Source organism: Rufibacter aurantiacus (assembly GCF_017916345.1).
GTDB classification, from domain to species: domain Bacteria; phylum Bacteroidota; class Bacteroidia; order Cytophagales; family Hymenobacteraceae; genus Nibribacter; species Nibribacter roseolus.
Genome location: NZ_JAFMSV010000002.1, coordinates 747,222 through 762,760, shown reverse-complemented (window position 1 = coordinate 762,760; position 15,539 = coordinate 747,222). Strand labels below are relative to the sequence as shown.

The following is a 15,539-nucleotide window of genomic DNA, read 5'->3' as shown; positions in this document are numbered from 1 at the left end:
GCTTATCTGTTTTCTTTCTTTTTAGCCGAGACGAAATCCACGGTAAGGTTAATGGCCAGCGTCATCAGGAACAGGATACAGCCCAGTGCGAAGAGTGCCTGGTAATGGATGCCTCCCTGCGGGGCCTCGCCTAGTTCTGCGGCAATGGTCGCCGGAATGGTGCGCACGGGTTCCAGGAACGTGTGCGGGATCACCGAGGCATTGCCCGTCACCATCAGCACGGCCATGGTCTCGCCAATGGCCCGCCCGATGCCCAGGATAGCCGCCGTGGAAATACCGGAAATGGAGTAAGGAATGATGACTTTGTAGATGGTCTGCCACTTGTTGGCGCCCAGCGCCAGGCTGGCTTCTTTCATGGCCCGGGGCGTGGTGCGCATGGCATCCTCAGACACTGAGATGATGGTAGGCAGCGCCATAATACCCAGGACAATGCTACCGGCCAGCGCAGTCTCGCCCACCGGCAAACCGAACAGATCCTGGATAAGCGGCACAATCACCACCAAACCAAAGAAGCCATATACTACCGATGGGATACCCGCCAGCAACTCAATCACCGGTTTCAGGATATTCCTCACCTTGGGGTTTGCGATCTCCGCGAGGTAAATGGCTGAGGCTAAGCCTAGAGGTAAGGCAATCAGGATAGCGCCCAAACTCACCCACAGGGTGCCCAGAATAAGGGAAAGCACCCCCAACTGCACCGCCGGCTGGATGGTAGGGTACCACTGCCGGCCCAGCAAAAAGTCACCCAGGGAGACATTGGCCAGTTCTATCCGGTGGCCTTTGAAATCTTTGGCCAAGTACTCCTCAGGGAAGAAAGCCAGCATGTTGGGCTCTTTGGCCACCAGTTCATTCAGGCGCTGGGGCAGGTACTCAAAATTGGCCCCAATCTGTTCCTCGGTGTAGTAATCAGTGATGTCATCAATGGAGAACAGCTTGATGGGGGCATTGGGGCCACCCACTTCTTTCCAGTTGGTGATGTTCTGGTCAAAAATCTCCTTCACCTCAGCCGGCTTCAGTTCTTTGACCGGGTTGTTCTGGTGCACGGCAATCACGGAGCCCTCGGCCACCGGCGACTGGCTGAAAATGCCCAAACCTTCTTTGAACAGGAAGAAGACAATCAAAAGCACGGTGATACTAGTCACCGTGCCGCTGATGGTAATCAGGCCTTCAATTAACTTTTCGCCCAGATTGTGGAAGTACCTTTTCAAGGGAATGGGTTAAGCGGGTTGAATTATTTGCTCAAAGGAATGTAGCCAATCTCCTGTACCGTATTCTGGCCTTCGGTGGAAAGCACGTAATCTACAAACGGCTTCACTTTGGCCTCTGAAGTGGCGTCATAGAAGAAGAACAGCGGACGAGAGATAGGGTAGGTTTTGTTCTTGGCAGCTTCCATGCTAGGGGCCACAAAGGTTTTGCCTTGGTCATAAGACACTGCCAGCGCCTTCACTTCTTTGGTTTCATAGGCCAGGCCAATGTACCCTATGGCGCCTTTGGTCTGGCTTACAGACTGTACAATAGAACCGGTGGCAGGCATCATGAGGATACCGTTGGCGTAGTTCTTTTTGTCCATCACGTGCTCTTTGAAGAATTCATAGGTACCGGAGCTGGTCTCGCGGGAGTAAGGCACAATTTTCTCGTCGGCACCGCCTACTTCTTTCCAGTTGGTGATTTTACCGGTGAAGATGCCTTCCAGTTGCTCGCGGGTGAGTTGGCTCACCTTGTTGCTGGGGTTTACAATAATAGAAAGGGCATCATATGCGATAAGGGCTTCTTTTACATCTTTCTTGGCGCCTTTCAGTTTCAGTTTCTCCTCGGTCTTCAGGCCGCGGGAAGCCATAGCGATGTCTGTGGTGCCTTCCTGCATGGCAGACAGGCCCACCCCGGTTCCGCCGCCCACCACGGTAATAGCAGCGCCCTGGTTTTTGGCCATGAATTTCTCTGCTTCCTGCTGGGCCAGCGGCAGCACGGTGTCACTGCCTTTCACGGTGATGGTGGTAGCGCCGGAGGTAGCTTTGTCTCCTTCTACATTCTCTTTTTTGGCATCGCCGCCTTTGCTGCAGGCGCCCAGTAACAAGGTAGCAACCAATAGACTGCTCACCTGCGTTTTGATAGATTTTATCATTGTAGTGTTCATGTTTTTGCGTCTGTTTCAGGAAAAGACCTTAGAAATTGATTTGGGCCTGTACCCTTAATAATTGTCCGTTCTGGCGGTTGTCCAGATTGCGGCCGTCCCGGTTGGTGCGGTCGGTGATGGTGTATTGGGTGGCCAGTTCAAAGGCGGGCATGGGCTGCCATTCCACCCCAATCTCGGTCTCGTACACTTTGCTGAAGCGGGCATCGGTCTCCGCTTTCCGGCCTCCCTCAAAGTATTGGACTTTCAGGAACGGAATGAAGTTCTGCTCTCCAAATTTGAAGGCATACATGGCCTGGGCGTAACCTCCGGTCAGGGATTTGGTCTTGATGCTGTAGGTGGCTGGGTCAAAAGTTGGACCTTCCCCCACGTTGTACTCAGCCTGGAACCCGAAGGGCTTCGGGTACAGCACAAAGCTGGCGGCCACCCGGCGGTCAGCAAAGTTTCCGCCCTTGACCTCGGCGTTGCTCAGCTGGTCTGAGGTAACAGTGTACACCCCGGTGTACGCCTGGATGCCGGGTTCTATGATCTGCCCGTTCTTGAACATGAAAGGGTAGGAGAGACGAGCCACCAAGTGCTGGTTGTTGTTGGCTTCCTGTTTGTTCGCGGTCTGACCGTTGTACACACCCAGGGCGAATACTCCGTAGTCGCCGGAGCCTTTGAAGCGGGAATTGGCCAACTCACTGAATCTCTTCCGGATGTGCTCCGGGGCCCAGTAGAACATAACGCCCAAGTCCCGCTCGTTGGGCAGGGCTGTGTTAAGGGCATCGCCCCGGTCAAGCGTGAGGCGGTTCTGGCTGGACTGCATGTTCTCAAATCCGTACGGGATTTTGCTCTGGCCAATGCGCACGCGGTATTCTTTTTTCTTGTCCAGGGACACATCGGCGTAAGCATCCCTGATCTGGGCAAAGTGAATAGAGGAACTGCCCGATGGCGTGGAGGCTAAATCTGGCTGGATGTAGATGTACACGCGTTCGTGCACGTTTCCGCTGAACACCAGACGCGCCCTCCTGATGAGGAACCCGCCGTTATTGCCCACGGATCTGTCGTATTCTGTTCTCAGGTCTGGGTTGCTTTCCAGCAGTCGGTTATAGCGGACCTGCACGTAACCGCGCAGGGAAATCTTTTCATACCAGTGGGCTTTGGCTGCTTCCGGGGCTTTAGGTTTGGCTACCACTGAGTCTTGGGCAGAAGTAACTGTGGCCGAGTCCCGGGTTGGGTTCGCAAGAACCTGGGCCTGGGCTACCCCAGCGGAAAGCAAAAACGCAGCAATCACACTTATTTTTTTGAAATAAGATCTGGGTACGCTTTTGTTTATGGGTGAGAACATAAGCAAAAAGTGAAGTGTTAAAATTTATATTTCCGTAAGTGTGGCCTCTTTGCATTTAGTCAGGATGAAAAGAGGCTTCTGGCGGAAAGAACATTTGCTGCAGCATGCAATGCTTTAGCTTTTGTTCTGCCCTGCAAAAGACAAACCTTTAAAAATTAGTCTCGGGTTTTCATTGGCTGTCTTTTGATGGTGCAAAAGTAGAGGGGCAGTATTGCCTGAATATTACTTCTGTGTTACCTAATTGTTAAGAAGCATAAAGAGACTTGTCTCATACCTGGGTACCTGGAAGGTGTTTGTCTTCTGGTTTGGAAAGAGATAAAAATGAAGCAGCTTAAAATAGAACTTTCCAGGCGGGTTTGCCCGTAGATAGATTAATCAATGCTGGAAAGCCCAAAGAGGCGTTTTAAAGCCGATTTCTTTGAAAAAGCTTTGAAATAAAGCTCTGAGGGTAAACTGGTTGCTGCGGAAATGAACAGAATCAGAAACAGAAGTTGAAGTTTGGGTGATTGCTTAAATTATTTTATATTTAATGACACTTTTTGTAGAATAAAGCTCCACGTAAGTCAATTGTTGCTATGGCTAGAACCATCTTATTAATTGAGCCCTACATTACCATCACGGTAGACTCTGAGACCTCTATTTTGTACGTAGACTGGTGGGGTGATATCACGAAACAGAACGTGTTAGATGGCTGCCGTTTCCTCCTGAACATGCTGGAGCAGGAAAGATGTCACTTAATCCTGAACAATAACTCAAACGTAACCACCCACTGGAAAGCCACCGCCATTTGGGCCGCCACCGTAGGGTTCCTGGAGCTGGACAAAACCACCTGCGCTTTCTTCGCGTGGGTAAAGCCACCTAAAAGCAATATGTCTCCTGATTATGGCGTGCGGTTAGATGTAAAGAATGTGAAGGTACGCATCTTTGATAGTCAGCTTGCCGCAGAGAGGTGGTTGCTGTCTACCAAAGAAAAGATAAAAGCCTCAAAAGATAATGCCGTAGCCGTTTGAGTAGGAGTTAACCAGAAAGCATAACCCTTAAGCAGATACAAGCTACAAGGTCCATGCAAAGGAACTGCCGGGTGCAAGCTATGGTAGTCCTTTTGCATGGACCTTTTGTTTTCTAAGCAGAGTGCCGGCTGTTTCCTCATTTTGGAACTGATTTCCGGAAAACTGCCTCAAAACGATAACTCAGGAATTCGTATGTCTGGGCTATGCATCCACACGGATGTTTATGAAAAGACTTAGGCCCCAGTTGCACCGGAAACCATAATGGTTTTCCTGCCTCTTTTCATGAAAATAGGATAAAAGCACTAGCCTGTTATAGTAGCTGATGTTTGAATAGTTACAGATTATTAGAAAATGGGCGTGGAGCCCTTTTCTGTATTTTCTCTCCTGTGTCTGGTGATGAGCCGATGATAGATAGGCTTATGATGGCTTTTTTTCTTGTGTTAAGCTCTTGTAAGCCTTTGTTCTGTATTATATATTTTTCGTTTAATGCTATGTATTATTCTAATTCTGTTTTTATTCGCTTTTACTTTCTTATTATTGTGATTTAAAGAAGAAGAGAATTGCTGTTTTGTATTTGGTATAAATAACTCTGTTATGAGTTGATTGAATTCAAAGGAATTAGCAAAGATTATTGTGGAGGTGATTTGTAGTGATCTCGGGTTAGGTAAAGATTATAGAATGCTATAGGTTATTTAATGGCATTTTGATGGAAAAATTTATGCCCATAGTAAGATAGAAAATAAAGGAATTTCATGAATGTATTTGATTTGCGGTGATTAGTTGAAGGAGTAAGGGTGAAATAAACGCAACTATTTATTTGTGTTGTAAGTACTTATACTGAAAATTGTTGTCCATTATTTAAAAGCAACATATGACCGAAGTAGCCGTGTTATTTATTTATGGGGTAATAGGTGCTACTGTAGGCCTTCTGGTAGCTGTTTTGATAAGGAAAATGGTTATCGCTTTTTTTGGAAAAAGCATGATTAGTGTTGGTATAAGCTACTGTTTAGTGCTTATTGGAGTCATTCTGGTGATGAATATGAGTCATTCTAAGTTAGAGGCTTTTAGTTCTATTTTTAGAAACGAGCAAAAGCCCGCTATTGAAGCTAAGGTTTAGATATTACCTTTAATAAGCATCCCTATCACCTCTTATTGTAAGCCAGATTGTTAAAAACACAATTTTCAGGTCCAGGAGAAGTGACCAGTTCTCCAGGTACCAGATATCGGCCATAATCCTTTTCTGCATGCTTTGCATGTCTTTTGTCTCGCCCCGGAAACCATTCACCTGGGCCCATCCAGAAATACCCGGAGTCAAATAATGCCGGACCATGTACTCATCAATCACGGCAGAATAGTCCTCTGTATGTTTCAGCATGTGCGGCCGCGGCCCAATAACCGACATATCACCTAGCAGAACATTCAGAAACTGAGGCAATTCATCAATATTGGTCTTTCTGATAAAAGCTCCCACTCTGGTAACTCGGGCATCTCCCTTGGAGGCTTGTTTTTTGTCTGATTCGTCATTCAAATGCATGCTTCTGAATTTGAAGCAATAGAAAGGCTTGTTGTACCGCCCAGAGCGTAACTGCCTGAAAAATACTGGTCCCTTTGACTCAAGCTTTATGATGAGTGCCATAACAGGGATGAGCCAGCTAAGGATAAAAATTATTACCAATGAAGAGACCACCAGGTCAAAGACCCGTTTAACAAACCGGTTGGCCCGGTCTTCCAGTGGTTCCTGTCTATGGCTAAGGATAGGTGCGGGTCCGTTAAAATCAATAAACACATTCTTCTCCAAAAACAGGTTTATCTCCGGTACCAGCCTAAAGCGGATCATGTTTTTATCGGCTTCATGGATCAGGGCGTCTACCCTTTCCTTGTCTGGGGTAGGCAGGGTGTAGAATATCTCAGAAACGCCCATGGCTTTGGCCCGCGGAAAGCATTGGTCTATAGACCCCAGAATATCCAGGTTTTGAGCACTGCTGGGCCTGTCATCAAAAAAGCCTTCTATTTTGTATCCCAGGTGCGGGGTTCTATTGATGTAGTCCCTTATCTTTTCCCCTGTCTGGCCCGCTCCAATAATGACCACTTTCTTATAGTTCATAAGGAGGTGGCGCTTGGTCTTCCGGATAAAGAGAAATGCCACCTTCACGGTGAGCAGCACAAAACCAAACAAGAATGAGCTGAGCCACACAAACTCAAAGGTAAGGGCTAGCTGTCTAAGGGTTAACTTCAAAGCCAAAAGGCCAGAAAAGTACATAGCCAATGCCAAAATGGTGGCTTTAATGGTTGGTATGGCTTCTCTGCTCAAAACGTCCTGGTATAGCTCAACCAAATGGGAACAGTAGAACCAGATGAGGTTAAATAAAAGGAAGTTGAGTTTGTATTGATCTGGAATTCCGGAGTCTAAGTAGGAGGGGCTGGTTAGTAAAAGGCCGATGGATAAGGAAAGATTTAGGAATAGGTAATCAATAGATATGCTTATCCATTTGAAAAAGGTAGTGTACTTATATGACATAATGGATTTAACATAATTATTGTGTTTATTTAATACACTATATCAGATATTCTAGGGGAGGTGGGGAGGAAATGTGAATTAAGTAAAAATAAATTTAAAAAAAAATAGAAATGTTGAGATTTAATAGTTTATATTTGTAAACGATCATTATTATGCTATAGGCTTAGAAGGCCAGTAGAAAATATAACCCACCTTTAACCTGGAAAGTAGGAGCAGCGCGTTAATTCGCTCACCTTTCAAAAGACCAGGTTTGTAAACCATAACTCAAATATGGTGTCTGAAGCAATGGTTATCTAGTTCAAGAGATAAGCTCCATACTTAATTCTGCTGTTAACAGAAATCCAGAGACACTTCATTGTCAAGTGTTGGAAAGCAAAATAATTAGAAAGCCTGCCGCCACTTTCTTCCTTACCGCAGTTCACAGGGTAGCGCTTTTATAGACAGATATATAAGAAGGTTTTCCTTGTGGAGGAAAACAACCATATCCTGTCATGCCGCAAGCCTTATGCTTCCACCACCTACTTCTTTCCCCTATCCAGTAAAATATATCTATAGCAAAACTTATATACTATATCAATAGAATGAAAAAGGCATTAATCACAGGTATTACCGGGCAAGATGGCGCCTATCTAGCTGAGCTGCTCCTTATGAAAGGGTATGAGGTGCATGGCATAAAGCGGAGAAGCTCCCTTTTCAATACAGAAAGAATTGACCATCTGTACCAGGATCCGCATGAGAAGGATGTCAATTTCAAGCTGCATTATGGTGATTTAAGCGATTCAACCAACATCATCCGCATCATCCAACAGGTGCAGCCAGATGAAATCTATAACCTGGGGGCCATGAGCCATGTGCAGGTAAGCTTTGAGACGCCTGAGTATACCGCCGATGTAGATGCGATGGGTACTTTAAGGGTTTTGGAAGCCGTACGCTTGCTTGGGTTAACCCAAAAGATCAGAATATACCAGGCCTCTACCTCAGAGCTTTACGGCCTGGTGCAGGCGGTGCCTCAGTCAGAAACTACTCCGTTTTACCCTCGTTCCCCTTATGCGGTAGCCAAACTTTATGCCTACTGGATTACGGTAAACTACCGCGAAGCCTACGGAATGTTTGCCTGCAATGGGATTCTGTTCAACCATGAAAGCCCCCTGAGGGGAGAGACATTCGTGACCCGCAAAATCACCCGCGGGACTGCTAAAATAGTACTAGGCCTCCAGGATAAGTTGTTTTTAGGAAACCTGGATGCGCGCCGGGATTGGGGACATGCCAAGGATTATGTAGAAGCCATGTACCTGATATTACAGCAGGAAACGCCGCAGGACTACGTCATTGCCACCGGGGTGACCACCACTATTCGGGATTTTGTAAGAATGGCCTTTGCCGAGGTAGGAGTGGAGCTTGAATTTGTAGGGGAGGGCCTGCAGGAAAAAGGAATTGTGTCTTCCTGCTCAAACCCAGACTACCTGCTGGAAACAGGCAGAGAAGTAGTGGCCGTTGATCCCCGGTATTTCCGCCCCACAGAAGTGGAGTTACTCATTGGGGACCCAACCAAGGCCAAAAAGCTGTTGGGGTGGTCACCTAAATATGACCTGCCAGCATTGGTGAAGGAGATGATGGAAGCTGATATTGAGAATTTCCAGCGGGAAAGGATTCTGCAGGAAGCCGGTTACCGGGTAAATAACCAATTTGAATAGATGCATCCAGAGGCCAAAATATATGTGGCAGGCCACAAAGGCCTGGTGGGCTCTGCCATCATGAGAAAACTGGAGCAGGAAGGCTACCAGAATCTCCTGTACCGTACCTCCAGAGAGCTTGATCTCCGGCACCAACAAGAAGTCAATGACTTTTTCGCCGCTGAAAAGCCCGAGTATGTTTTCTTGGCTGCCGCCAAAGTTGGCGGTATTGTGGCCAACAACATACGCAGAGGGGAATTCCTGTATGATAACCTCATGATCCAGAGCAATGTCATCCATGCCTCCTACCAGAACCAGGTGCGCAAACTTCTGTTCCTGGGCTCTTCCTGTATCTACCCCAAGCTGGCGCCCCAACCCCTTAAGGAAGAGTATCTGTTAACCGGCGAGCTGGAGGAAACCAATGAACCCTACGCCATCGCGAAAATAGCGGGCATCAAACTCTGTGATGCTTACAGAAGCCAATACGGGTGCAATTTCATCTCCGTGATGCCCACCAACCTGTATGGTCCCAATGACAACTATGACCTGCAGAACTCCCATGTACTGCCCGCATTGATCCGGAAGTTCATTACCGCTAGGGAGAAACAATCGCCCATGGTGGAGCTTTGGGGAAGTGGTAACCCTAAACGAGAGTTCTTGCATGCCGATGATCTGGCTGATGCCTGTATTTACCTGATGAACACCTATGACGAGCCTGGCCTGATTAATATAGGCGTAGGAGAAGACATTTCTATCCTGGATTTGGCAAAACTGATCCAAAACGTAGTGGGCTATGAAGGCCGCATAGTGCTGGACAAGAGCAAACCCGATGGTACCCCACGCAAACTGTTAGATGTTTCCAGGCTTAAATCCCGTGGATGGGAAGCCAAAATCTCCTTGGAGGATGGTATCCGGAAAGTGTATGAGGAGATTAACGCCTTGTATAGAGTGGAGTGGCAGCAGGAGCTAACAGAAGTGTAAACCACAGAAATAGCAGAAGTTATTTTTTCTCTCTGTCATTAACTGGTTAAGGTTTCCTGCCCTCACTTCATTCTAATCAGAGGCAGCGAAACAGGTGTAGAAAATTAAATTCATGTGATACCTAAACCCAAAACCATGTTGAAGGAAATCCAACCTTATTTGCTTCCAGATGCAGAGATCAAACAGCTTGATAAATACCTGGAATGCCCCATTGAAAATCCCACAGAAGGGTTAAAAGCCAACGCTTATTACTTTAATCACCCTGAGTGGGCAGAAGAGTATCTCACCTACTGTCATAGGAGCGACAGCTTCAGAAGCAGATGGCAAGCCGCCGTTGGCGATTGGACAAACAAAATAGTGTTAGATATTGGTTGCGGACCCGGAAACATCTATGCTACGCTCAAGGGCAAACCCAAGCTTCTGATTGGGGTTGATGTGGCTCCCAAATCTTTGGAACTGGCGGGTGAGCTAGGTTACCTTCCAGTTCTTGCCGATGCCACGCACCTACCGTTTGTTTCTGGTTTTGCTGATATCGTGACATTGAACGCCGCCCTTCATCATTGCGAGGACATGGCCGCCATCTTAAAAGAAGCTGCCCGTCTGGTGAAACCCGGAGGCTTGATTGTAACAGACCATGATCCGCAGTATAGCGCCTGGAATTATAAAGGATTGGCCAAAGTACTATGGGAGGGTCGGCTTATTTTCTACAAGATCACTGGCCATGGTTTCCATAAGACAGATAGCCAGCAGTATTGGGGCTTGAAATGCGAAATCCACCATAAACCGGGGCACGGGGTCACCAAAGAGCTCTTTACAGATACCCTAACGCCAAATGAATTTGAGGTCAAGGTTTTCCCGCACAACCATGAGTTGGGGGCAGAGGTGTTACAGGGCCAGAAAGGCAAGGCGTCGTTGAAATACAGGTTAGGGAACATCTTGTCTGGCCGGGATCCTAATGCCGATGCCAGTGCCCTCTCCCTGATGTGTGTGGCTAAGAAGAAAGAACTGGCGCCTGTAGATTGATTATCCTGCAGTTAAAGATAAAGATGGGGTGGGGCTTTCTGTTTAGAAGCTCCCCCTTTTATAGTGCGAGGCAGTTGGATTGTGGGTGTTATTGGAAAAGTAAAATAAAGCATAGTTAGTAATTGTATTTTGGGGTTTTATAGAATAATAAAGATTTGGTTTAAGAAATAGAGATAGCATATAGTTCTAATTGATAAAGAAATTATATCTAAAAATTAAGTAGTTTCTGTTTGTTGCTCCCCCGCTTATTCTTGGTGTTGAGTCTGATTGTGAATGTTTTGTATAAGATATTATAAGCAGTAGCGTAGCTTTATGAAGACAAGTTTTACTTTCCAGTTATGGAAGTGTATACTCTTGCAGGGTTTTGCATTTTCTTTATTTCTTTTTCCTTTGGTTGGGTCGGCGCAGTTGCCAACCAGTTTCCAAAAAGTAGAACTAATAACAGGCCTTAAGAACTCTATAAACTTTGAGTTCGCGCCAGATGGCAGAATCTTTATTCTGGATAGGTATGGGGAGCTGTTCATTTATAAGCCCAACCTTCAAACAACAGTATCTGCCGGTACTTTAAACGTTTTCCACGACATGGAAGAAGGGCTCTTGGCCATTGCCTTTGACCCTAATTTCACGGTGAATCAGTATGTCTATATACATTATTCACATGCCACCCTTCCAAAGAATAGGGTTTCAAGGTTCCTGATGAACGGTGACAATCTTGATCTCACCTCAGAAAGAGTACTGCTGGAATGGACAAGTGACCGAAACGGGTATTTCCATGCCGCCGGAGACATGGATTTTGATTCAAAAGGGAATTTATACATTGCTATTGGTGATAATTCAAATCACTCACAGTATGCTCCCCTTAATGAAACAAATGCAAACCTAAGTGCTGAAAGAACCTCTTCAAATACTAATGATTTCAGGGGTAAAATCTTAAGGATAAAACCTGAGGCAAATGGGACCTACACTATTCCGGCAGGAAACCTGTTCCCCAACGGAGAGGGTGGTTTACCCGAGATTTACGTAATGGGGGCCAGAAACCCATTTAAAATATTTGTAGACAAAGGCCTTACCGATTGGCTTTTCTGGGGAGAAGTGGGGCCAGATGCGGATGTTGCCAGTGATGCCGGGCCAGAAGGTCTTGATGAGATAAACCTTACCAAAAGTGCGGGCAATTATGGTTGGCCCTATCTCTCAGGTGCTAACCGGCCTTACCTTAATACCTACGCAGAGCCAGATTTCTACTATGATAAAAACAATCCGGTAAACCTCTCCAAATGGAATACAGGCGCAAAAACGTTGCCTCCAGCCCAATCTTCCTGGTTAGACTTTTTTCACCAATGTTACCTGGCAGGCCCCAGATACTACTACAATTCAACACTAAACAACCCTAAGAAGCTGCCTTCAGAGTTCAACCAAGCCTTCTTCTATTTTGACTTCAATCAAAGTAAAATCTGGGTTGTGAAACTAGACGCCACCGGTAAAATCCTGTCAAACCAACCATTCGCGCCAAGTATCACCGGGGCGGGTTTCATGGATTTGAAAATTGGACCAGACGGACAGTTATATATCCTGGAATACGGCGCTGGCTGTTGCCCCGGAAACGTTGGTAGCGGTAAGCTGGTCAGATTAGATTATACCGGAATTGATACAAACAAAAGCCCTGTCGTGGCCCTTAATGCAAGTACTATCTCTGGACCTCTGCCCTTAACGGTTAATTTCTCCAGTGAGGGTACTTCTGACCAGGACGGAGATGCCCTTACCTATGCCTGGGATTTTCAGTCAGATGGGACGGTAGATTCAAACGAGCCAAACCCATCTTTCACCTTTACTCAAAAGTTAAATTATGATGTACAATTACGCGTAACAGATACAAAAGGAGCTACAACCTCAAAATCAATTAAAATTTACGCTGGCAATACCGCGGCCACTTTTAAGTTTAACAGCCCGGTAGATGGCGGCATGATAAGTTGGGAGGATAACCTCAACTATGACATTGTGGTGAATGACGCTGAGGATGGCTCCACCTCCAATGGTACCATAAGCAGCAGTTCTTTAAATCTAGTTCCGGCTTTTGGGCACTTAACCCATTCACATGACGGTATTACCATCAATAATACAAAGGGTACTTTTTACCTGGACCCCAGTGGGCATGATGCTCAGGGACCCGATGATATCTTTTATATTTTCAAGACCAGTTATACAGACAAGGGTGGCTTAACCGCTTTTGATCAGGTTACGGTACACCCTAAAATTATGGAGGCAGAGTATTATGATACTGAGTCAAACACTCGCCTGATAGATAATACAGACCAACTGGGAGGGGCCTCTTATTCAGTAAGGGCTTTGTTGCATGGTTCTTATGTGATGCTGGCGGGTAGAAACCTGAAAAATATTCACTCTGTCTCGTACAGAATTGCTTCCACCTTGGGCGGTACCATTGAGGTGCACCGTGACTCCCCAGATGGGCCTATCCTTAGCACAGTAGTAATCCCTGTTACTGGTAGTTTAGACAGATGGGGAGATGTGACCGGGGCCATCACAGACCCTGGTGGCAAACACGACCTTTATTTTGTATTCAAGAAGCAGGCCGGGGACATCAACCTCTTTGACGTGAATTATATTGAGTTCATTGGGGCCGGTGTTTCAGTAGACATGACGCCACCTGATATATACTCAATCAAGGGCATGTCTAAAAACCAATTCCAGGTGAGGTTTAACGAGGCTCTAGACAAAGCCTCTGCTGAGTCTATCTCTAATTATAGTGTCAGTAACGGGATCAGCATTCTATCGGCGGTCTTGCAGGGAGACCGGAAAACCGTAGTGTTCAATACCACCAGCATTGTGCCCCAGGTACAAAATGTCTTTTCCGTTTTATATAGAAAGAATGAAAGTGGTGTAGTATCAACTACGGTCTTGAATAAAAACTTCACTTTAGATGAGGTATTTATCAGGATTAACTCTGGTGGACCTGCCGTGGAGGTGAATGGTGTGCAATGGTCTAAAAGCCAGTTCCATACTGGGGGTACCAGTGTTACCAAGGCCACTGTGCCCATAGATAATACCACTTCTGACGTAATTTACTTGTCTGAGGTCAACAGCAACTTTACCTACAATATTCCAGTGCCTCAAAGAGGGGTTTATGATGTTAAACTACACTTTGCCGAGTTGGATTACACCAAAACCGGGTCAAGGCTGTTCAATGTTGACATTGAAAACGGGCAATACACGCTTTCCAACTATGACATCTTTGGTAGAGCTGGGTATAGAACAGCACAAATAGAAAGGTTCAATGGTATCCAGGTTAATGATGGTTCTTTGACCATACCTTTCACCGGTGTTCTGGGGAGGGCCAAGGTAAATGCCATTGAGGTGGTCTATGGAAAGGAAACGGTGCAGAAACCCAATATCACCATCACGAACCCTGCAAGTGGCGCCACGGTTGTTCAGCCTTTCAAAATCAACTTCAATGTAAATTACTGGCCTATTGGTGGCCAGACGTCGCATATTCATAAGATAATAGACGGTGTTGATAAAGGCGATGTCATTACCACAACCCCTATTACGGTTGATGGTCTATCCTTGGGGTCTCACACTTTAAAACTTGCGTTGGCAAACGCAGACCATAGCTTAACAGAATACAGCCATGAGATCCAGATCAATGTAGCTTCCCAACTGCTATGTGTTGACAATCCCTTCCCGGTAAAATGGACGGAGCACATCATAGGACCAGACGTTGCTTACCGGTCTGCCTACATTTACCCGGTAGATATCAACAATGATGGGTTCAAGGATATTGTAACTGGCGGATGGTGGTACCGCAACCCCGGAATACCTAACGGAATTTGGACCCAAAACATCATCGGTGCCCCCATGAACAACATGGTGCTTGTTCATGACCTAGACAAGGACGGAGACTTAGATATTTTCGGCTTCCAGGGAAAATACCTTAGCTCACAGATGGCGTGGGCCCAGAATGATGGGAAAGGAAACTTCATTATCCACACCAACATTCCTGGTGGTTTTCCGGCGGGTTCAACCCAGGACAAAACCTTTGTAGCAGGGGCAGCCATTGGTAACTACAATGGGGTGGAGAATATCCAGATTGCGCTATCCTGGAATGGGGCTGACGCAAACAAATTGCCTGTGCAGATGTTGACCGTTCCAGCCAACCCCGCCGCTACTGCCTGGACCATAAAAGACATCATGCCTGTAGGTGTAGGAGAGTCTATTTCTGCCGTTGACATAGACAAAGACGGCGATCTAGACCTTTTCCAAGGGAAAAATTGGCTGAGGAATGACAATGGCTCCTGGACCCAGTTTGCGACAGGGGTCACGCTTCCTTCTAAAATGGAGCGGAATGGATTCTTTGACCTTGACCGGGACGGCGTTCTGGAAGCGGTTGTAACCGAAGATGGGGTTGATAGAGAGATTAGCTGGTTGCAAATTCCTACTGATCCTACCAAAACCTGGACCAGGAAAGTGATAGGCACCGATGTAGATGCCGGTCTTAGTCTGGATGTAGTGGATTTTGACTTTGATGGCGACTTAGATGTGATCACCGGCGAATGGAAAAATGACCACCGGCTGATTGCCTTTGAAAATGATATTTGCGATTCCGGAACCTGGATCAAGCGGATTCTGCATGCAGGCGGCGCTACAACACCAGATCACCATGACGGTACTCAAACGGTAGACCTTGACAATGACGGTGACCTGGATATCATCTCTATTGGCTGGGATAAACGAACCCCACGGATTTTCGTGAATGGTGGAGGCGGTGCTACGAACCAGCCGCCGGTGGTGTCGGCGCCGGTTCCGGACCAGAGCGTGGCGGCGGGGGCGGCCTACGCCTACACCGTGCCGAGCGGGACCT

The 15,539-nt window shown here is 46.6% G+C and carries 10 protein-coding genes; 6 read left to right on the top strand and 4 right to left on the bottom strand.

Translation table 11 applies throughout. The features are described from left to right. Positions 1-2: 2 nt before the first annotated feature. Genes pstC through J3P34_RS08475 form a run of 3 tightly spaced genes read right to left on the bottom strand, consistent with a single transcriptional unit; the run spans position 3 to position 3,461 of the window. Entirely contained in the window at positions 3-1,208 is a 1,206-nt protein-coding gene (pstC, locus tag J3P34_RS08485) for a phosphate ABC transporter permease subunit PstC (RefSeq protein WP_246853608.1), read from the bottom strand. Positions 1,209-1,231: 23 nt separating this feature from the next. Beyond that, complete coding sequence (locus J3P34_RS08480) at positions 1,232-2,134, bottom strand: phosphate ABC transporter substrate-binding protein (protein ID WP_246853607.1); 903 nt, start codon at positions 2,132-2,134, stop codon at positions 1,232-1,234. A gap of 28 nt (positions 2,135-2,162) precedes the next feature. Continuing rightward, positions 2,163-3,461, bottom strand: a complete 1,299-nt coding sequence (locus tag J3P34_RS08475) for a porin (RefSeq protein ID WP_210487853.1) — start codon at positions 3,459-3,461, stop codon at positions 2,163-2,165. Positions 3,462-4,036: 575 nt separating this feature from the next. Here J3P34_RS08475 and J3P34_RS08470 point away from each other — a divergent pair. Together J3P34_RS08470 and J3P34_RS08465 are read left to right on the top strand one after the other, a co-directional pair. Continuing rightward, the gene (locus J3P34_RS08470; RefSeq protein ID WP_210463512.1) at positions 4,037-4,471 is read left to right on the top strand and encodes a hypothetical protein; all 435 of its coding nucleotides are present in this window, start codon (positions 4,037-4,039) and stop codon (positions 4,469-4,471) included. Positions 4,472-5,342: 871 nt separating this feature from the next. Beyond that, entirely contained in the window at positions 5,343-5,588 is a 246-nt protein-coding gene (locus J3P34_RS08465; RefSeq protein WP_210487851.1) for a hypothetical protein, read from the top strand. Between the two features lie 9 nt (positions 5,589-5,597). Here the strand turns inward: J3P34_RS08465 and J3P34_RS08460 are convergent, their stop codons facing one another. After that, on the bottom strand, positions 5,598-6,989 hold the full coding sequence (locus tag J3P34_RS08460) for an undecaprenyl-phosphate glucose phosphotransferase (protein WP_210487849.1): 1,392 nt from the start codon (positions 6,987-6,989) through the stop codon (positions 5,598-5,600). A 581-nt stretch (positions 6,990-7,570) separates the two neighbouring features. On the opposite strand from J3P34_RS08460, the gene gmd reads away from it, so the two are divergent. The 4 genes from gmd to J3P34_RS08440 all read left to right on the top strand — a co-directional run. Next, positions 7,571-8,683, top strand: a complete 1,113-nt coding sequence (gene gmd, locus J3P34_RS08455; RefSeq protein ID WP_210487847.1) for a GDP-mannose 4,6-dehydratase — start codon at positions 7,571-7,573, stop codon at positions 8,681-8,683. After that, the gene (locus tag J3P34_RS08450; protein ID WP_210487845.1) at positions 8,684-9,643 is read left to right on the top strand and encodes a GDP-L-fucose synthase family protein; all 960 of its coding nucleotides are present in this window, start codon (positions 8,684-8,686) and stop codon (positions 9,641-9,643) included. It begins immediately after the preceding gene. A gap of 135 nt (positions 9,644-9,778) precedes the next feature. Beyond that, complete coding sequence (locus J3P34_RS08445; protein WP_210463517.1) at positions 9,779-10,666, top strand: class I SAM-dependent methyltransferase; 888 nt, start codon at positions 9,779-9,781, stop codon at positions 10,664-10,666. 312 nt (positions 10,667-10,978) lie between these two features. After that, the coding region (locus J3P34_RS08440; RefSeq protein WP_246853606.1) for a PQQ-dependent sugar dehydrogenase at positions 10,979-15,539 on the top strand (4,561 nt) is incomplete at its 3' end.

What these genes read in the sequence shown, in the direction of transcription:
- J3P34_RS08480 (WP_246853607.1), bottom strand. Translation starts at nt 2,134, where the DNA reads ATGAACACTACAATGATAAAATCTATCAAAACGCAGGTGAGCAGTCTA.
- J3P34_RS08475 (WP_210487853.1), bottom strand. Translation starts at nt 3,461, where the DNA reads ATGTTCTCACCCATAAACAAAAGCGTACCCAGATCTTATTTCAAAAAA.
- J3P34_RS08470 (WP_210463512.1), top strand. Translation starts at nt 4,037, where the DNA reads ATGGCTAGAACCATCTTATTAATTGAGCCCTACATTACCATCACGGTA.
- J3P34_RS08465 (WP_210487851.1), top strand. Translation starts at nt 5,343, where the DNA reads ATGACCGAAGTAGCCGTGTTATTTATTTATGGGGTAATAGGTGCTACT.
- J3P34_RS08460 (WP_210487849.1), bottom strand. Translation starts at nt 6,989, where the DNA reads ATGTCATATAAGTACACTACCTTTTTCAAATGGATAAGCATATCTATT.
- gmd (WP_210487847.1), top strand. Translation starts at nt 7,571, where the DNA reads ATGAAAAAGGCATTAATCACAGGTATTACCGGGCAAGATGGCGCCTAT.
- J3P34_RS08450 (WP_210487845.1), top strand. Translation starts at nt 8,684, where the DNA reads ATGCATCCAGAGGCCAAAATATATGTGGCAGGCCACAAAGGCCTGGTG.
- J3P34_RS08445 (WP_210463517.1), top strand. Translation starts at nt 9,779, where the DNA reads ATGTTGAAGGAAATCCAACCTTATTTGCTTCCAGATGCAGAGATCAAA.